Source organism: Leucobacter sp. PH1c (assembly GCF_000633415.1).
Taxonomy (GTDB): Bacteria; Actinomycetota; Actinomycetes; order Actinomycetales; family Microbacteriaceae; genus Leucobacter.
In genome coordinates this window covers 1-15,765 of record NZ_AYMV01000018.1, presented here as the reverse complement: position 1 = coordinate 15,765, position 15,765 = coordinate 1, and the positions used below count along the sequence as shown (strand labels likewise).

At 72.9% G+C, this 15,765-nt stretch carries 18 protein-coding genes and 1 tRNA gene; 8 read left to right on the top strand and 11 right to left on the bottom strand.

Features of this window, described 5'->3' with window-relative positions; translation table 11 throughout:
- Window positions 1-11 precede the first annotated feature (11 nt).
- Genes U874_RS0105750 through U874_RS0105735 form a run of 4 tightly spaced genes read right to left on the bottom strand, consistent with a single transcriptional unit; the run spans window position 12 to window position 3,153 of the window.
- Window positions 12-800 (bottom strand): DNA alkylation repair protein, encoded by a 789-nt coding sequence (locus U874_RS0105750; RefSeq protein ID WP_025133589.1) that lies wholly within the window; start codon window positions 798-800, stop codon window positions 12-14.
- A complete protein-coding gene (locus tag U874_RS14220; RefSeq protein ID WP_081809912.1) occupies window positions 797-1,303 on the bottom strand; it encodes a MarR family winged helix-turn-helix transcriptional regulator in 507 nt (168 codons plus the stop codon). The genes U874_RS0105750 and U874_RS14220 overlap by 4 nt, the downstream gene beginning before the upstream one ends.
- 20 nt (window positions 1,304-1,323) lie before the next feature.
- Complete coding sequence (locus U874_RS0105740; RefSeq protein WP_025133587.1) at window positions 1,324-1,740, bottom strand: GntR family transcriptional regulator; 417 nt, start codon at window positions 1,738-1,740, stop codon at window positions 1,324-1,326.
- Window positions 1,741-1,749: 9 nt separating this feature from the next.
- Complete coding sequence (locus U874_RS0105735) at window positions 1,750-3,153, bottom strand: PLP-dependent aminotransferase family protein (protein ID WP_025133586.1); 1,404 nt, start codon at window positions 3,151-3,153, stop codon at window positions 1,750-1,752.
- Between U874_RS0105735 and U874_RS0105730 the strand changes: the two genes are divergently transcribed.
- Entirely contained in the window at window positions 3,152-4,135 is a 984-nt protein-coding gene (locus U874_RS0105730; RefSeq protein WP_025133585.1) for a DMT family transporter, read from the top strand. The genes U874_RS0105735 and U874_RS0105730 overlap by 2 nt on opposite strands.
- On the opposite strand, the gene U874_RS0105725 is transcribed toward U874_RS0105730, so the two are convergent.
- From U874_RS0105725 to U874_RS0105715, 3 genes are read right to left on the bottom strand one after another with little or no spacing between them, the layout of a single operon-like run.
- Window positions 4,101-5,027 (bottom strand): metal ABC transporter permease, encoded by a 927-nt coding sequence (locus tag U874_RS0105725; protein ID WP_025133584.1) that lies wholly within the window; start codon window positions 5,025-5,027, stop codon window positions 4,101-4,103. The two genes, U874_RS0105730 and U874_RS0105725, sit on opposite strands and share 35 nt — an antisense overlap.
- Window positions 5,024-5,815 (bottom strand): metal ABC transporter ATP-binding protein, encoded by a 792-nt coding sequence (locus U874_RS0105720; protein ID WP_025133583.1) that lies wholly within the window; start codon window positions 5,813-5,815, stop codon window positions 5,024-5,026. The genes U874_RS0105725 and U874_RS0105720 overlap by 4 nt, the downstream gene beginning before the upstream one ends.
- Window positions 5,812-6,795 (bottom strand): metal ABC transporter substrate-binding protein, encoded by a 984-nt coding sequence (locus tag U874_RS0105715; protein ID WP_025133582.1) that lies wholly within the window; start codon window positions 6,793-6,795, stop codon window positions 5,812-5,814. Before U874_RS0105715 ends, U874_RS0105720 begins: the two co-directional genes overlap by 4 nt.
- Before the next feature lie 194 nt (window positions 6,796-6,989).
- On the opposite strand from U874_RS0105715, the gene U874_RS0105710 reads away from it, so the two are divergent.
- Window positions 6,990-7,415 (top strand): CrcB family protein, encoded by a 426-nt coding sequence (locus tag U874_RS0105710; protein ID WP_025133581.1) that lies wholly within the window; start codon window positions 6,990-6,992, stop codon window positions 7,413-7,415.
- Window positions 7,412-7,810: a CrcB family protein gene (locus tag U874_RS0105705; protein ID WP_025133580.1), complete on the top strand. Its 399-nt coding sequence runs from the start codon at window positions 7,412-7,414 to the stop codon at window positions 7,808-7,810. Before U874_RS0105710 ends, U874_RS0105705 begins: the two co-directional genes overlap by 4 nt.
- A 63-nt stretch (window positions 7,811-7,873) precedes the next feature.
- Here U874_RS0105705 and pdxY read toward each other — a convergent pair whose 3' ends face one another.
- Window positions 7,874-8,725 (bottom strand): pyridoxal kinase PdxY, encoded by an 852-nt coding sequence (gene pdxY / locus U874_RS0105700; RefSeq protein WP_025133579.1) that lies wholly within the window; start codon window positions 8,723-8,725, stop codon window positions 7,874-7,876.
- 80 nt (window positions 8,726-8,805) lie between these two features.
- On the bottom strand, window positions 8,806-10,152 hold the full coding sequence (locus tag U874_RS0105695; RefSeq protein ID WP_025133578.1) for an FAD-binding oxidoreductase: 1,347 nt from the start codon (window positions 10,150-10,152) through the stop codon (window positions 8,806-8,808).
- 128 nt (window positions 10,153-10,280) lie between these two features.
- Here U874_RS0105695 and gluQRS point away from each other — a divergent pair, with 128 nt between their 5' ends.
- Together gluQRS and U874_RS0105685 are read left to right on the top strand one after the other, a co-directional pair.
- Window positions 10,281-11,291, top strand: a complete 1,011-nt coding sequence (gene gluQRS / locus U874_RS0105690) for a tRNA glutamyl-Q(34) synthetase GluQRS (RefSeq protein ID WP_025133577.1) — start codon at window positions 10,281-10,283, stop codon at window positions 11,289-11,291.
- Between the two features lie 248 nt (window positions 11,292-11,539).
- Window positions 11,540-11,878: a hypothetical protein gene (locus U874_RS0105685; protein WP_157834213.1), complete on the top strand. Its 339-nt coding sequence runs from the start codon at window positions 11,540-11,542 to the stop codon at window positions 11,876-11,878.
- Here U874_RS0105685 and U874_RS0105680 read toward each other — a convergent pair.
- Window positions 11,875-12,225 carry a spore germination protein GerW family protein gene (locus U874_RS0105680; RefSeq protein ID WP_025133575.1) on the bottom strand — a complete coding sequence of 117 codons (351 nt, stop codon included), beginning with the start codon at window positions 12,223-12,225 and terminating at the stop codon, window positions 11,875-11,877. The genes U874_RS0105685 and U874_RS0105680 overlap by 4 nt on opposite strands.
- Before the next feature lie 9 nt (window positions 12,226-12,234).
- Complete coding sequence (locus U874_RS0105675; protein WP_025133574.1) at window positions 12,235-13,062, bottom strand: SGNH/GDSL hydrolase family protein; 828 nt, start codon at window positions 13,060-13,062, stop codon at window positions 12,235-12,237.
- 69 nt (window positions 13,063-13,131) lie between these two features.
- Between U874_RS0105675 and U874_RS0105670 the strand changes: the two genes are divergently transcribed.
- From U874_RS0105670 to U874_RS0105660, 3 genes are all read left to right on the top strand, one after another.
- Window positions 13,132-14,943: a DEAD/DEAH box helicase gene (locus U874_RS0105670; protein WP_025133573.1), complete on the top strand. Its 1,812-nt coding sequence runs from the start codon at window positions 13,132-13,134 to the stop codon at window positions 14,941-14,943.
- A 9-nt stretch (window positions 14,944-14,952) separates the two neighbouring features.
- The gene (gene ybaK / locus U874_RS0105665) at window positions 14,953-15,441 is read left to right on the top strand and encodes a Cys-tRNA(Pro) deacylase (RefSeq protein WP_025133572.1); all 489 of its coding nucleotides are present in this window, start codon (window positions 14,953-14,955) and stop codon (window positions 15,439-15,441) included.
- A gap of 161 nt (window positions 15,442-15,602) precedes the next feature.
- Window positions 15,603-15,687: transfer RNA gene (locus U874_RS0105660), tRNA-Leu, on the top strand.
- Window positions 15,688-15,765: the final 78 nt, after the last annotated feature.

The following is a 15,765-nucleotide window of genomic DNA, read 5'->3' as shown; positions in this document are numbered from 1 at the left end:
GGCCCCCGCGGTCAGCGGCCGAGCAGCCGCTCTCGGGTCTCGGGGAGCGAGCGCAGGGCACGGCCGACGATGCGCTCCGTCGCGGCGCCCGGGCTCTCGCGCAGCCAGCGCTCGGTCAGCGCGCCTGCCCAATCGGGGCGGGTCTTCGCGGCGTCGTTGATCCAGTTCGCCACCGAATCCTGGACGCTCCGCTCGGGATCCGCTCGGAGCGGCTCGAGCAGGGGCTCGCCGAGTTCGGGCCGCTCGGTGAACTCCCGGATCTGGCGGGCCCAGACCCCGCGTGGCCGGAGCGACTCGCTCGCGAAGCGGCGGATCCGGGGCGAGGGATCCTTCGTCCATGTGGCGAGCACCTCGACCGCGAGCGGGAGATCCTCGGTGAGCCGTGGCCGGAGGGCCATCCACACCCACTCGCGGACCGTGAAGCAGGCGTCGTCGGCCCGCGGGGCGGCCCGCTCGAGGCGCGCTGGGATCGGGAGGTCGGGCTCGGCGCCGAGTGCGAAGCACCACCAGCCGCGCACCGTATCCGAGGGATGATCGGCGAGCTCCGCGAGCTCGTCGTTCGGCAGCGCGAGTCGCAGCGCGTCGCCGATCGCGCTCATGCGACGCAGGATCCCGAGCTGCTGCGCGGCCGCCGTCGCCTCGGTGAGCTCGCGCGAGGCGTGCGGCACCGCGGCTGCGAGGAGTGCGCGGTGGTCGATCGCGAGTGCCTCGCTCAGGGTGCGCGCCTCGGCAGTTCCGGCTTCGAGGGCGTGAAGGTGCTCGGGCGGCACGGTCGTGGTGCTGCGCGCTCCGGCGTTCACGCCCGGGCCTCGCTCGGCGCGGCGAGCTGCTGTTCGAGCCGCGCCTGCAGCGCCCCGAGTGCGCGCAGTGCGCTCGTGAGGTCCGCCGGGTCGAGCGCCTCGGCGAGCTCCGCAAGCCACACGCCGTACTCGGGCCGGAGCCGTTCGAGCACGCGATCACCCGCGGGGGTGAGCGCGATCGTGAGCGATCGTCGGTCGCTCGGGTGAGGCGCGCGCGTGATGAGCTCGGCGCGCGCGAGGCTGTCGCACAGGCCGGTGATCGCGGCGCGGGTGACCCCGAGGTCTTCCGCGAGCTGGGCGGGGGTCGCGGTGCCTCGGCGCGCCGCCGCGAGGAGCACCGCGAGCCGCCCCTCCGAGAGCGCGTGCGGGGCGAGCCGTGCGGCGCACGCGCGGTCGATGAGCTGGGCGGTCTGGAGTACGGCCATCACGGCGCGCGCCGCGGGGGAGCGCTCGCCCGCGTGCTCGAGCAGGAGCTCGTGCTTCATGTCAATCCGGGGTTCCATGGCCCCAGATTATCAGGCGCCTAACTATCTGTGGTGCGGCGCGCGGCGAGCGCCTCCCGCACGAGCGTGACCGCGTCCTCGTCGCTCAGGCCGAGCTCTCGCGCGCGCTCCGCGAAGTCGTGTGCGGCGGCGTTCGCCGCGGCGTCACCGCGCGCCGCGAGCGACACGAAGGTCCCGGCCCGGCCGCGCCCCTCGATGACCCCTCCCGCGTCGAGCGCGCGATAGGCGCCGGCGACCGTGTTCGGTGCGAGGCCTGCGGCCTCGGCGAGCGCACGCACGGTCGGCAGTCGAGTGCCGGGCGGGAGCGCCCCGCTCTGCACGTCCGCCAGGATGCGCTCGCGGAGCTGCTGGCCCGCGGGGGCTGCGACAGCGGGGTCGGCGCGGAAGGAGAGCAGGGCGGTGAGCGGCGCTGCGGTGCGCCCGGCGTCGGCGGTCATGGGCCCAGCCTAGCCCGCGGCGAGCACGGCGCCGAGGATCCCTGCGGCATCCGCGAAGCGCTCGGGCTCGGGGCCCGCGAAGTTCAGGCGGAGGTGCGGGCCGGGTGGCTCGGCGGGGAACCACGCCTCACCCGCGGCGAGCGCGAGGCCGCGTGCCTCGCAGTCGCGCACGACCGCGGCGGCCTCCGCGCCGTCGGGGAGACGCAGCCAGATGTTGAGGCCGCCCTGGGGGACGGCGACGGGGAGTGCGCTCGGCGCGTGGCTCGCGAGCGCGTCGAGGAGCGCGTCGCGGCGCTCGCGCAGCTTCTCGGGGAGGCTCCGGAGGTGGGTGCGCCAGCCCGCACTCGTCACCACGTCGAGCGCCGTCGCCTGGAGGAGCGGGCTCACGTACATCGTCTCGGCGAGGAGCGCGGCGAGGATGCGCTCGCGGGCCGGGCCGCGGGCGATCACGGCTCCCACGCGGATCGCGGGGGAGAGACTCTTCGTGAGCGAGCGGATGTACACGATCCGCCCCTCCGCGTCGGCCCGCGCGAGCGGTGGCGCCGGGGGTGCGATCCCGAAGTCCCGCGCCCAGTCGTCCTCGATGAGGAACGCGCCGTGCGTGCGCAGCACGTCGAGCACGGCGCGCCCGCGCTCGGGTCCCCATTGCCCACCGATCGGGTTGGCGAACGTCGGCTGCGCGTAGAAGGCGCGTGCCCCCGACTCGCGCAGTGCGCGATCCAACTCCGCGGGGTCGGGGCCGGCTGCGCCGACGGGGAGCGGCACGAGTCGCACCCCGACCTGCTGCGCAGCGAGGAGCGCGCCCCAGTAGCTCGGTGACTCGATGACGAGTGCGCCGCCGCGGCCGACGAGCGAGCGGAACACCGAGCTGAGTGCGGCCTGGCTGCCCGGCACGATGAGCGCTTCCCGGGCCGCGTGCGTCGCTCCGCTTGCGGGATCGGTTCCGAGTTCGGCGGCGAACCAGTCCTGCAGTTCGGGAAGCCCGGCTGCCGGGGCACGGGTGAGTGCCGAGCGCGAGCGCGCGGCGCGGCCGGCGGCGGCGCGCACGAGCGCGGCGGGGAGGAGCTCGGGCGCGGGGTAGCCGGAGTGGAGCTCGATCGTGCCGGGGGCGACGGCTCGCTGGGTGTGCGGGAGTACGGGGTCGCCGGGTTGTGCCGGGCCGAGCGCTCCCGTCTGCCAGGAGTAGTCCGCGGGGGCGGGCGCCGCGCTCCGCCGCACGAAGGTGCCGACGCCCGGGCGGCTCTCGATGAGCCCGCGCTCGGTGAGCGCGTGCATCGCGCGCTGCACGGTGACGGGGCCCGCGCCGTGCGCTGCGGCGAGCGCGCGGCTCGAGGGCAGGCGCGCTCCCGGTGGTGCGGTTGCGATCCAGCGCTCGAGTGCTGCGACGATCCGCTCGGTGCTACTCTGGTGCATGAAAAGCAATAGTAGCGCTATCGAATCAGTGTCCCCGGTGCTATCCACCGACTCCGCGCGGAGCGACGGCGGCCGCATCGCCAGCGGCGGTGGCTGGGCGGGAATCGGCTGGGGCCTCCTCGGGGTTGTCGCCTTCTCGTTCACGGTGCCGCTCACTCGCGTCGCGGTCGAGGGGCTCCCGCCGCTCTTCGTCGGCAGTGCGCGCGCGGTCGTCGCGGGCGGTCTCGCCGCGGCGGCGCTCGCGCTGACTCGCCAGCGGCTTCCGCGTGCGGCGCAGTGGGCGCGCCTCGCGCTCGTCGCCCTGGGCGTGGTGGTGGGCTTCCCGCTCCTCACCTCGTACGCGCTGACCTCGGTTCCCGCGAGCCACGGCGCCGTCGTGATCGGGCTCCTGCCCGCGGCGACCGCGGTGGTGACGGTCTGGCGAACGGGGGAGCGGCCCAGCCGGGGCTTCTGGATCGCGACCGTGCTCGGCGTGCTCGCGGCGGTGACCTTCGTCGCCGTGCACGCCGGCGGCCTCGGTACCCCGGGCTGGGCGGATCTGCTCCTCTTCGGCGCCGTGCTCCTCGCGGCGATCGGCTACGCGGAGGGCGGCCTGCTCGCCCGCGAGCTCGGCGCCTGGCAGACGGTCTCCTGGGCCCTCGTGCTCGCGTTCCCGGTCATGTTGATCGGCGCACTGGTCTCCGTTCCGAACGGGATCCCCGCGGCCACCCCGGTGCAGTGGCTCGCGTTCGCCTACCTCGCGATCGTGAGCATGTACCTCGGTTTCTTCGCCTGGTACCGGGGGCTCGCGATCGGGCCCATGGCCCGCGTGAGCCAGGTCCAGCTGGTGCAGCCCGTGCTGAGCATCGCGTGGGCCGCGCTCCTGCTCGGCGAAGCCGTGAGCGTCGCGACGCTGCTCGGAGGCGTCGCCGTGATCCTCTGCGCGGGTGCCGCCGTGCGGACGCGGATCACGCCTGAGCGGGGTGCTCGGCGCGCGCGGTGAGATCCGGCTCGGGGCCGTCGGCCCGGCTCGCCTCCGCGCGCCGGGCCCGGGCGCGCGTGAGCTGCTTGCCGAGCAGGCCGTGCCGCGGGCTCAGGAGGTAGACCACCGCGAACGCGGCCCCCTGCACCAGGACCACGAGCCCGCCCGAGGCCGCATCGAGCCAGTAGCTCAGGAAGATCCCGAGCACCGCGCAGCCGGCCGAGAGGATCGGTGCGATGACGAGCATGCGACCGAAGCGGTCGGTGAGCAGGTAGGCGGTCGCGCCGGGGATGATGAGCATCGCGACGACGAGGATCACGCCCACCACCTGCAGCGCAACAACGGCCGTGAGCGCGAGGAGACCGAGCAGCAGCGCCCCGAGCATGCGCGGGTTGAGTCCGATCGCCTGCGCGTGCGTGGGGTCGAACGCGTAGAGCGTGAGGTCTCGGCGCTTCACGACGAGCACGGTGAACGCGACCGCCGCGAGGATCGCGATCTGCGTGAGCTCGGCCGGTGCGACGCCGAGGATGTTGCCGAAGATGATGTGATTGAGGTCGGTCTCGCTCGGGGTCACGGAGATGAGCACGAGGCCGAGCGCGAAGAGCGTGGTGAACACGATCCCGATCGCCGCGTCCTCCTTCACCCGGCTCGTGTTCCGGATCCCCCCGATCAGCGCCACCGCGAGGAAGCCGAACACGAGCGCGCCGATCGCGAAGGGCGCTCCGACCACGTAGGCGAGCACGACGCCGGGCAGCACGGCGTGCGACACCGCGTCGCCCATGAGCGACCAGCCGACGAGCACGAGCCAGCAGGACAGCAGCGCGCAGACGACGGCGGCGATCACCGTGGTGATGAGGGCGCGCGTCATGAACTCGTACTGCAGCGGTTCGAGGAGGAAATCGAGGGGGGTCATACGAGGCTCCGGGGGTCGAGATCGGGGGTGTGGGCGCCGAGGCCGAAGGTGAGGGCGAGCCGCTCGGGCGTGAGCGCCTCGCGCACATCGCCGTGGAAGAGCACCCGGCGCTGCAGCAGGGCTGCCTCATCGGCGAGCGCGGGGAGGGCGTGGAGATCGTGCGTCGACACGAGCACCGTGCTCCCGTCGGCCGCCAGCTCACGCAGGAGGCGCACGATCATCGCCTCCGAGCGCTTGTCGACGCCGGCGAAGGGCTCGTCGAGGAGCAGGATCCTGGCGCCCTGCGCGATGCCGCGCGCGACGAACGCGCGTTTCTTCTGGCCGCCGGAGAGCTGCCCGATCTGCCGCTCCGCGAACTCGGTGAGCTCGACTCGCGCGAGCGCCTCGGCGACGGCCTCGTGGTCGACGCTGCGGGGACGCCGCGCAGGCCCGAGATGGCCGTATCGGCCCATCATCACGACGTCGCGCACGGAGACGGGGAATGCCCAGTCGACCGCCTCGGACTGCGGGACGTAGCCCACGAGTCCGTTCTTCCTGGCCGCGCTCGGCGTGCTGCCGGCGATGCGCACCTCGCCGCGATCGGGGCGTACGGCCCCCATGATCGACTTGAAGAGGGTCGACTTCCCGGAGCCGTTCATCCCGATGAGGCCCGTGACCCGGCCGGGGTGCACCGCGAGGCTCGCGCCATCGAGCGCGAGCACCTCGCCGTAGCGCACGGTCACGTCGCGCACGCTGATCGCGGGCGGGTCCTGCGCGAGCGATGAGCGCGATGCAGGAGCCCCGCTCATCGCTCGGCACCCGTGAGCGCCGCGGTGATGGTGTCGGCGTCGTGCCTGATGAGCTCCAAGTACGTGGGCACGGGGCCGTCGGGCTCCGACAGGGAGTCGACGTAGAGCGTGCCGCCGAAGCGTGCGTCGGTCGCGGAGACTACCTGCTGCATGGGGGCGTCCGACACCGTCGACTCGCAGAACACCGCGGGGACCTCGTTCGCGCGCACGAACTCGATCGTGGCGGCGATCTGGCGCGGCGTGGCCTGCTGCTCCGCGTTCACGGCCCAGATGAACTGCTCCGTGAGGCCCGCGTCGCGGGCGAGGTATGAGAACGCGCCCTCGCAAGTGACGAGCGCCCGCTGCTGCTCGGGCAGCGTGGCGAGCTCCGCGACGAGCTCGTCCTGCACCGCCTGCAGCTCCGCCTGGTACGCGGTGGCGTTCGCGCGGTAGGCCTCGGCGTGCGCGGGATCGAGGTCCACGAAGGCGTCGGCCATCGCGGTGACGTACTGCTGCACCACGCGCGGGCTCATCCACGCGTGCGGATTCGGCTTGCCGGCGTCCGCATCTGCGGTGATCTCGAGCGGCTCGATCCCCTCGGTCACCACGACGTGCGGGACGTCGAGCTGGTCGACGAACTTCGCGAACCAGGCCTCGAGGCCGAGCCCGTTGTCGAGGATCAGATCGGCCTCCGTGGCGCGCGCGATGTCGCCCGGCGTGGGCTCGTAGCCGTGGATCTCGGCGCCCACCTTCGTGATGGACTCGACGCGGAGGTGCGGGCCGGCGACGTTCTGCGCGATGTCCGCGAGGACCGTGAACGTGGTCAGCACGACCGGTCGGTCGTCGTCGCGGGTCGAGGAGCTTCCCGCGTGCGGGGCGTCCGCCGCGCCCGCGCCGGATCCGGTGCCGCCGGGCGTCGCGCAGCCGGCGAGGAGGAGGCCGCTCGCGGCGAGGAGAGTCGCGCCGAGCAGGGCGGCGCCGTGGGGGCGGGTGCGGGGCATGTGAACGTCCTTCTTGTAGTCGAAGTGAAAAGTTAGGCGTGTCTAACTTTAAACATCGAAGGCGCGAAAAAGCGAATCCGAGGCGCTCCGAGAGGGGGCGCCTCGCCGGGATGAGCCGACCCGAGCCGTGCGCGCGAGCGGTGCGGGTGGCAGGATAGGGGCTGATGAACGGCGGAACACGGGGCAGTAGGGGATTGGCCCCGGGTGCTGCGGCGCGGCGCGGCCCGCGCCCGGCTGATCTGGCGCTCGTCGCTCTTGGTGGGGCGCTCGGCTCGCTCGCGCGCGCGGGAGTGGCACTCTGGCTCGGCGAGCGCGGCGGCTGGCCGCTCGGCACGCTCGCGGTCAACCTGCTCGGCGCCGCCCTGCTCGGGGTGCTCGTCGAGACCGTCGCCGGGCGACCCCGGTTCCGGCGCGCCCAGCTCTTCCTCGGCACGGGCGTGCTGGGCGGTTTCACCACCTTCAGCCTGCTGGCCGCGCAGCTCGCGGAGCGGCTCATCGCGGGGGAGCACGCGCTCGTGTTCGCCTATGCCGCCGTGACGGTGCTCGGCGGGCTGCTCGCGAGCCTGCTCGGCATCTGGGTCGGCCGTCAGCTGCGCCCCCGTGCGGAGGGAGCGGCGTGAGCGCCGGGGGCGCCGGGGGCGCCGGCTGGCTCGCGGCGCTCGGCATCGCGCTCGGCGGCGGCGTGGGTGCCGCCGCGCGCTACGCGGTGGACCAGGCGGTCCCGGTGCCGCTCCGCGAGCGGTTCCCGTGGGGGATCCTCGTCGTGAACCTCACGGGCTCGCTCCTCATGGGGGTCCTCGTGGGGCTGGCGCTCGGGGAGCCGTGGCTCGCCGTGCTCGCGACAGGCGTGCTCGGTGGGTACACGACGTTCAGCACCGCGAGCCTCGACACGGCGCGGATGGTGCTCGAGCGGCGGCCGATCGGTGCCCTGCTGAACGGCATCGGCGTGCTCGCGGCGGGCGTGGGGCTCGCGCTGCTCGGGATCCTGCTCGGCGACGCGCTGAGTCGGCTCTAGGGGCTGCGCGCCTGCCGGGCTCGGGCGGCCGCGCGCGAGCGGACGAGCTCTCGCGGCCGCGCGCTAGCGGACCCGCTCTGCCGTGAAGCGGTGCCGGGGCTCGACGTAGGCGTTCTGCGCGGCGACGAGCTGCAGTTCCCGCTGCCCCGAGGCGAGCGTGGTCTCGAGGAGCTCGTAGACACTCGCCGCGGTCCGCGTCAGCGCTTCGGCGGGATCGCCGGTGCGGCGCAGGTGCGCGGTGAAGAGCGCAGCCGTGACGTCGCCCGATCCATTCGCCGTGATGGGCAGCCGCGGCGTCCGGGTGATCCACGCGCCCTCGGGCGTCACGGCCAGCATCTCGATCGTGTCCGCCGGCGCCTCCGGCCGGGCGACGCTCGTCACGAGCACCGTGCTCGGGCCTTGCGCGCGGGCCAGGTCGGCGGAGGCCAGCGTCGACTCGAGCGTGTCGGGGGAGGTGCCCGTGAGGAAGCCGAGCTCGAACTGGTTCGGGGTGATGAGATCGGCCCGCGGCACCACGCGATCCCGGATGAGGTTCTGCACCTCGGGGGCGACGTGGCAGCCGGAGACGGCGTTGCCGAGCACGGGGTCGCACGCGTAGATCGCCTCGGGGCTGTGGCGCTTCACCCGCTCAACGGCGTCGAGGATCGCGTCGCCGATGCTGTCGCCGCCCTGGTAGCCCGACAGTACGGCGTCGACGCCCGCGAGCCCGCCGCGCTCCTCGATGCCGAGCACGACCTCGCGCACGTCATCGCCCGTGAGCATAGGCCCGCGCCATGCCCCGTAGCCCGTGTGGTTCGAGAAGCACACGGTAAAGACGGGCATCACCTCGACCCCGAGGCGCTGGAGCGGGAAGACGGCTGCGGAGTTGCCCACGTGGCCGTACGAGACCGCGGACTGGATCGAGAGGATGCGCATGCGCCGATCCTCCCACTGGCCCAGCGTATGGACCAGTATCGCTTCCGCCGAGTGGACCACTGCCGGGCCCGGGTCGCGCCCTAGATGGCGCGGTCCGGGGTCAACGTGCCGCGGGGGTCGAGCGCCGCTTTGATGGCGCGCTGCACGTCGATCGCCGTCGCGTCCAGCTGCCAGGGGAGTTCGTGCCGCTTCACCGAGCCGATCCCGTGCTCGCCCGAGATCGTGCCGCCGAGGGAGATCGCGAGGCGGGTGATGTCATCGATCACGGCATCGGCCGCGGCGATCCCCGTCGCGTCGTCGGGCGCCTCCACGGTGCAGTGGAGGTTGCCGTCGCCGGCGTGCGCGACGGTCGACACGCGCTTCCCATGCCGCTCCGAGATCTCGGCGATCCCCGCGAACACCTCCGCGAGAGCGGCCACGGGGACCCCGACGTCGCAGCCGATCTTGAGCCCCCGCGCGTTGAGTGCCGGGTTCGAGAGTCGGCGGGCCTCGAGCAGCGCGTCGGTCTCCGAGACCTCGGTGTCGCTCGCGCCGAGCTCGCGGCACACGGCGGTGATCGACTCGGCCTTCGCCGCGGCATCGAGCCCCACGGTCTGGCCGACGAGCATCGCTCCGGCCGGCACCGTGAGCCCGCTCGGCTGGAACGACTCGATGATCTCCACGCTGAGCGCGTCCATGAGCTCGAGCACCTCGGGCTGGGCGTCACCGTTCACGATCGCGGTCACGGCGGCACCCGCGGCAGTGAGCGTGTCGAAGCTCGCCCGGAACGTGCGGGGCGCGCCGGGCGAGATCGGCTTCAGCCGAACGGTGGCCTCCGTGATGACGCCGAGCGTGCCCTCCGAGCCCACGAACAGGCTCGTGAGGTCGTAGCCGACCACGTTCTTCCGCGTGCGCGCGCCCGTGCGCATCACGCGGCCGTCGGCGAGCACCACGACGAGCGCGGCGACGGCGTCGCTCGTGACGCCGTGGGCCACGCAGCGGAGGCCGCCCGCGTTCGTGGCGATGTTGCCGCCCACGGTCGAGGTGCGCGCGCTCGCGGGATCCGGCGGGAAGAACAGGCCGACTTCGCGCGCCCGCCCATCGAGCTGCGCGGTGATGACGCCGGCCTCCACGGTCGCGGTGCGGTTCGCGGCATCGATCCCGAGCACCCGGGTCATGCGCTCGAGCGACACGACGAGCCCGCCGGGGTACGCGTTCGCGCCGCCCGCAAGCCCCGTACCCGCGCCGCGCACGCTCACCCGCACGCCGCGGGCATCGGCCCAGGCGAGCGCCGCGGAGACATCCTCGGTGCTCTCCGCCAGCACTGCCGCGATCGGCGCGCCCTCGGGGCCCACGCGCGAGCTGTCGTGCGCGAGCTCGGCGAGCCGTTCCGGCTCGCGGATGAGGCGGTCGCCGAAGCGTCGTTCGAGATCCTGCAGGTCAGCCATGGTCGTCTCCCTTGTCGGCACGGTGCGGCGCCGGGCGGAGCCGGGGGCTCCGGCGCGCGGCGCACTGCCTCCGAGTCTAGGGATCCCGGCGGCGTGTCGCCCAACCGGTGGCGTGGGAGGATGGGCGCATGCCAGAACGCGCCACGGGGGCGGGCCGCTACGCGCCGAGCCCGTCCGGAGACCTCCACCTCGGCAACCTGCGCACGGCGCTCCTCGCATGGCTCTTCGCGCGTGCGAGCGGCCGGAGCTTCCTCATCCGGATCGAGGACCTCGACCGCGCGCGTGACGCCGGAAGCGCCGAGCGGCAGCTCCGGGATCTCGCCGCATTCGGGCTCGACTGGGACGGCGCGCCCGTGCTGCAGTCCGAGCGCGGCGCCGACCACGAGGCGGCGATCGCCCGGCTCGCCGACGCTGGCCTCGTCTACGAGTGCTTCTGCACACGGAAGGACATCCTCGCCGCGCCGACCGCGCCCCACGCGCCGCCCGGGGCCTACCCGGGCACGTGCCGGGATCTCGGCCCGGCCGAGCGGGAGGCCGCACGAGAGCGGATCCTGCCCCGCACGCCCGCGCTGCGTCTGCGCGTTCCGGAGGGCACCGCGGCACCGTGGTTCAGGGACCTCGTGCTCGGCGAGCAGGCGCACGGTGAGATCGACGATCTCGTGCTCCGGCGCGGGGACGGGACGGTCGCGTACAACCTCGCGGTCGTCGTTGACGACGCCGCGATGGGGGTGGACCAGGTGGTTCGCGGCGACGACCTCGCCTCCTCGACGCCGCGGCAGATCCTGCTCCAGCGCCTGCTCGAGCTGCCGAGCCCGCCCGTCGTGGAGTACGCGCACGTGCCGCTCGTGCTCGGGCCGACCGGGAAGCGCCTTGCCAAGCGCGATGGCGCGGTCACGCTCGCGGCACTTGAGGCGCATGGGGCGGAGCCTGCCGAGGTGCTCACGGAGCTCGCGGTCGCGCTCGGTCTCGCGGCGCCCGGCGAGCGCGTCACCGCCGAGCAGCTGGTGCCCCGCTTCGATCCGGATCTGCTGCCGCGGCAACCGCTCATCTGGCTGCCGGGGGAGCCGGATGAGACCGAGGAGCTCGGAGCGCCTGGAAGACCGGTCGCACCGGTCGCACCTGGTGCGGAGTTGCCGTGACGCGCTGACCCGCTTGCCGCCGAAACCCGCGCTTGCTATGGTCAGCTGCGGGGGGACCGACCCGTGACTGGGCACTTCCGTCATACGAGTTGAGGTCTCTGATGAAGCACGTCCCGAACGTCCCCGCTGCCACCCGCCGCCCCACAACCGCCGGGGCGCTCGCAGCCCGCTCGGCCACAGCCCTTTCCGCCGCAGCGCTCCTCCTCACGGGGTGCGGCGTCGCTTCCGCGCCGGAATCTGAGGAGGCCGTGGCACACGCCGCGGCCCTGCCGATCCCGCTGAGTGAGGAGTGCGAGCTGGTCGGGAAGCTGCTGTCCTGGCGCTCCGACGATCTCTCCGAGTTCGCCGCGGGGGAGATCACCGAGGACACGCTGCGGAAACGCGATGCGGGCCTGGCCGAGCACTGGGCCGTCTACGGTGAAGACGACACGATGGTCCTCCGTGCCGGCTTCGCCGCGGTGGGCGACGCCGCGGCTCGGGGTGAGCTCAACACCAATGAGGACTACGCCCTCGCCGTGGCTGAGTTGAGCCGGGAGTGCGCGGCGAAGGGCTCGGAGGTGATCCTGCGACCGCGCTTCGGCGGCTAGCGCTTGAGCGCGCGGATGATCCGGGAGAGGGCCCGGCCGGCGACCCAGACGAAGGGAACCGCCACGACGATGAGCGCGATGACGTTCGGCTCGAAGCGCGTCTGCCCCTCGCGCGTGACGTACGCGCCCACGGGGATCGACATGCCACCGCCCCCGCCGCCCGAGGCCTCGCCCGTGCCGGAGAGGTCGCCCTCGCCGTCACCGGAGCCCTCGCCGGCACCGAACCCGTAGGTGGTGCAGGCGACGGGCATGATCGTGGTGCCGTCGACCTCGACGGGATCACCGTATGCGGAGTGCACCCCGACCTGCGTCACGGTGTCTGCGAGCTGCTTCGTGAGAGATGCCATGGCGCCAGCCTAGCGCGCATCCTCCGCCGCGTCAGCCCCGTGGCGGGGCTGAAGTACCGTCCCCGGCTGCGGTCGCTTCGGCTCGATCCCGTCGCCCGAGGACACGTGCTTGATGCGCCGGATCACCCACGGGACGAGGTGCTCGCGAGCCCACACGACGTCTTCCTTGCGTGCCTCGCGCCAGTTGCGCTCGGGGAGCGGAGGCGGATCGAGCGGGCCGAGCGTGTGCGGCACGTTCAGTGCGTCGAGCGCCGCGCGCGCGATCGTGTGGTGCCCGAGCGCGTTCAGGTGCAGGCGGTCGCCCGCCCAGAAGCGGCTGTCCTGCAGCTCGGAGAGGGACCACTGATCCACCACCACGCAGTCGTGCCGCTGCGCGACCTTGCGCACGTTCTCGTTGAAGATGGCGACCTTGCCGCGGATACTCCGGAAGACCGGCTGGAACGCCGTGTCCACGCCCGTGAAAAGGAGGATCGTGGCGCCCGTCTCCGCGAGACGCACGACGATCCGCTCGAGCTTCTCGGCGACCTCGTCGGGATCGGTGCCGGGACGGATCACATCGTTGCCGCCCGCGCAGACGCTGATGAGGTCGGGTCGGAGATCCTGCGCGACCGCGACCTGCTCATCCGTGATCTGCTGGATCAGCTTCCCCCGCACCGCGAGGTTCGCGTACGAGAACTCAGGGTCGTTGCTCGCGAGTACCTCGGCGAATCGATCTGCCCAGCCGCGCAACCCGCCCGGGCTGTCCGCGTCCGGATCGCCAACGCCCTCGGTGAAGGAATCGCCGATAGCGACGAAACGCGACCAGGGAAGCTCGACTCCCGTCCCATCCTGTGCCATGCGAAACTCCTGATTCTCCCGCGGCGCACCGGGAATGGCGCGCACGTAGTACCGATAGTCTAGGGCGCTGTGACAGATTCGGACCCGGGCCTCCACCTGCCGGGGACCAGCGCCGCCGAGCACCTGCCGCCCGCCTATCCTGAGCGCGCGGCGCACGGCACCGCCGGCACGCTGCGCGCCTGGCAGGAGGAGGCGATCAGGAAGTACCTGGAGGCGGCGCCTCGGGACTTCCTCGCTTCCGCGACCCCCGGCGCAGGCAAGACCACCTTCGCGCTCCGCCTCGCGTCGATCCTGCGCGCCAACCACACGGTCAACCAGATCGTGGTCGTCGCGCCCACCGAGCACCTGAAGAAGCAGTGGGCGGACGCCGCCGCGCGAGCGGGCATCCGTTTGAACCCCGACTACTCGAACGCCGACGGCCTCGGCTACGGTCGGCACTACCACGGCGTCGCGGTGACGTACGCGCAGGTCGCGATGAAACCCGTGCAGCACCGTCTCCTCACCGAGAGCACCGACACGCTCGTCATCATGGACGAGGTGCACCACGGCGGCGACGCGCTCAGCTGGGGCGACGCGATCCGCGAAGCATACGGCTCCGCGAAGCGCCGGCTCTCGCTCACGGGAACCCCGTTCCGCTCCGACGAGGCGCCGATCCCGTTCGTGCAGTATGCGCCGCAGGGCGACGGCTCGCGCGTGTCGCTCACCGACTACGACTACGGCTACGGTCGCGCCCTCGCCGACGGGATCGTCCGCCCGGTGATCTTCATGGTCTACGCCGGCAAGATGCGCTGGCAGACCTCCGCCGGCGAGGAGATGGAGGCCGCCCTCGGCGAGGGCAACACCAAGGACATCACCTCGCAGGCGTGGCGCACCGCGCTCGATCCCGCGGGCGAGTGGATCGCGAAGGTGCTGAGCGCCGCCGATCGCCGGCTCTCCGAGGTGCGGCAGCAGATCCCCGACGCGGGCGGACTCGTGATCGCCACGGATCACGCTGCGGCGAAATCGTACGCGCAGCAGCTGCAGGCGATTACGGGGGAGGAGGTCGCGCTTATCCTCTCGGACGACAGCGGGGCCTCGGAGCGGATCGACGAGTACTCGAAGGGCGACTCCCGCTGGATGGTCGCCGTGCGCATGGTGTCCGAGGGCGTTGACGTGCCCCGCCTCGCCGTCGGCGTGTACGCCACGAGCTCCTCGACCCCGCTCTTCTTTGCGCAGGCGATCGGCCGCTTCGTGCGCTCTCGCAGACGCGGCGAGGTGGCCTCCGTCTTCATCCCCAACGTGCCGGCCCTCATGCAGCTCGCCGCAGAGCTCGAGAAGGAGCGCGGACACGTCCTCGAAGGGCCGAAGAGCGCCGAGGAGATGTGGGACGCCGAGGCCGCGCTCATGGCCGACGCGGAGCGCGAGGACCGCGCCTCCGAGGAACTCGCCGAGGGCGAGGGCTTCGTCTACCAGGCGCTCTCCTCCGACGCGCACTTCGACCGCGCGGTCTTCGACGGCGCCGAGTTTGGCGGCTACGCCGAGGTGGAGAGCGAGGAGGAGCTCGAGTTCCTCGGCTTCCCCGGCCTGCTCGAACCGCAGGAGGTACGCGCCCTCCTGCAGCAGCGGCAGGCGCGGCAGGCGCGATCGAGCGCGGAGAAGCAGGGGATCCTCGAGCACGCGCCGGATCGGGCCCAGCAGCCCGAAGCGCTCCACCGCACGCTCGGTGAGCAGCGCAAGCTGCTGAACAGCCTCGTGGGCATGTACTCGAAGGTGTCGGGGGAGCCGCACAAGGAGATCCACAATGAGCTCCGCCGGGTGTGCGGCGGCCCCCCGGTCGCGCAGTCCTCCGTCACCCAGCTGCAGAAGCGCATCGACCTGCTGAGGCGCCGACTCCGCCCCTAGAGTGGGGGCATGGCGAAGAAAACCGCAGCGGGATCCACGCCCGCGACCGTCGCACTGACCGCTCTCGGTATCCCCTTCGAGTCGCGCAGCTACACGCACGACCCCGCGGTCACCGACTTCGGCGGCGAAGCCGCCGAGGCGCTCGGCGTCCCCGAGGAGCGCGTGTTCAAGACCCTGCTCGCCGAGGTCGACGGAGCACTCGCCGTCGCGATCGTGCCCGTCTCGGGCAAGCTCGACCTCAAAGCGCTCGCCGCAGCGCTCGGCGGGAAGCGCGCGCAGATGGCGGATCCCGCCGTCGCCGAGCGCCGCACGGGCTACGTGGTGGGCGGGATCAGCCCGCTCGGTCAGCGCACCCGCCTGCGCACGGTGCTCGACGCCTCGGCGCTCGCGCACCCCTCCGTGCTCGTGTCCGGCGGACGGCGCGGGCTCGACCTGGAGCTTGCGCCCGCGGACCTGCAGCGTGCCACGGATGCGGTGCTCGCCGAGATCGGACGCTGAGGCCCGCGCCCGGATCGGCCCGCGAGGGTGATCGCGGAGAACGGCGGAATCATGCGCGACGCGCGCGAGTTTCCGGCCGAATTGGAAGCCCGCCGCGATTCCGTGCTAAATTACTATCTGTTCGGCCGGTGAGAAACCGGGAAGAACAAGTCACAGTGTTCGCGCGGGTGGCGGAATGGCAGACGCGCTAGCTTGAGGTGCTAGTGCCCGTATTAGGGCGTGGGGGTTCAAGTCCCCCTCCGCGCACGTGAACAAAGAAGCCCCCTTCTTCGGAAGGGGGCTTCTTGCATTCCGGGGAGCGGCACCCGCTGCGCCGTCGGGATC

Coding starts and splice junctions, on each gene's coding strand:
- U874_RS0105675 (WP_025133574.1), bottom strand. CDS start 13,062: ATGGCACAGGATGGGACGGGAGTCGAGCTTCCCTGGTCGCGTTTCGTC.
- U874_RS14220 (WP_081809912.1), bottom strand. CDS start 1,303: ATGGAACCCCGGATTGACATGAAGCACGAGCTCCTGCTCGAGCACGCG.
- U874_RS0105680 (WP_025133575.1), bottom strand. CDS start 12,225: ATGGCATCTCTCACGAAGCAGCTCGCAGACACCGTGACGCAGGTCGGG.
- pdxY (WP_025133579.1), bottom strand. CDS start 8,725: ATGCGCATCCTCTCGATCCAGTCCGCGGTCTCGTACGGCCACGTGGGC.
- U874_RS0105695 (WP_025133578.1), bottom strand. CDS start 10,152: ATGGCTGACCTGCAGGATCTCGAACGACGCTTCGGCGACCGCCTCATC.
- U874_RS0105730 (WP_025133585.1), top strand. CDS start 3,152: ATGAAAAGCAATAGTAGCGCTATCGAATCAGTGTCCCCGGTGCTATCC.
- gluQRS (WP_025133577.1), top strand. CDS start 10,281: ATGCCAGAACGCGCCACGGGGGCGGGCCGCTACGCGCCGAGCCCGTCC.
- U874_RS0105740 (WP_025133587.1), bottom strand. CDS start 1,740: ATGACCGCCGACGCCGGGCGCACCGCAGCGCCGCTCACCGCCCTGCTC.
- U874_RS0105720 (WP_025133583.1), bottom strand. CDS start 5,815: ATGAGCGGGGCTCCTGCATCGCGCTCATCGCTCGCGCAGGACCCGCCC.
- U874_RS0105715 (WP_025133582.1), bottom strand. CDS start 6,795: ATGCCCCGCACCCGCCCCCACGGCGCCGCCCTGCTCGGCGCGACTCTC.
- U874_RS0105735 (WP_025133586.1), bottom strand. CDS start 3,153: ATGCACCAGAGTAGCACCGAGCGGATCGTCGCAGCACTCGAGCGCTGG.
- U874_RS0105725 (WP_025133584.1), bottom strand. CDS start 5,027: ATGACCCCCCTCGATTTCCTCCTCGAACCGCTGCAGTACGAGTTCATG.
- ybaK (WP_025133572.1), top strand. CDS start 14,953: ATGGCGAAGAAAACCGCAGCGGGATCCACGCCCGCGACCGTCGCACTG.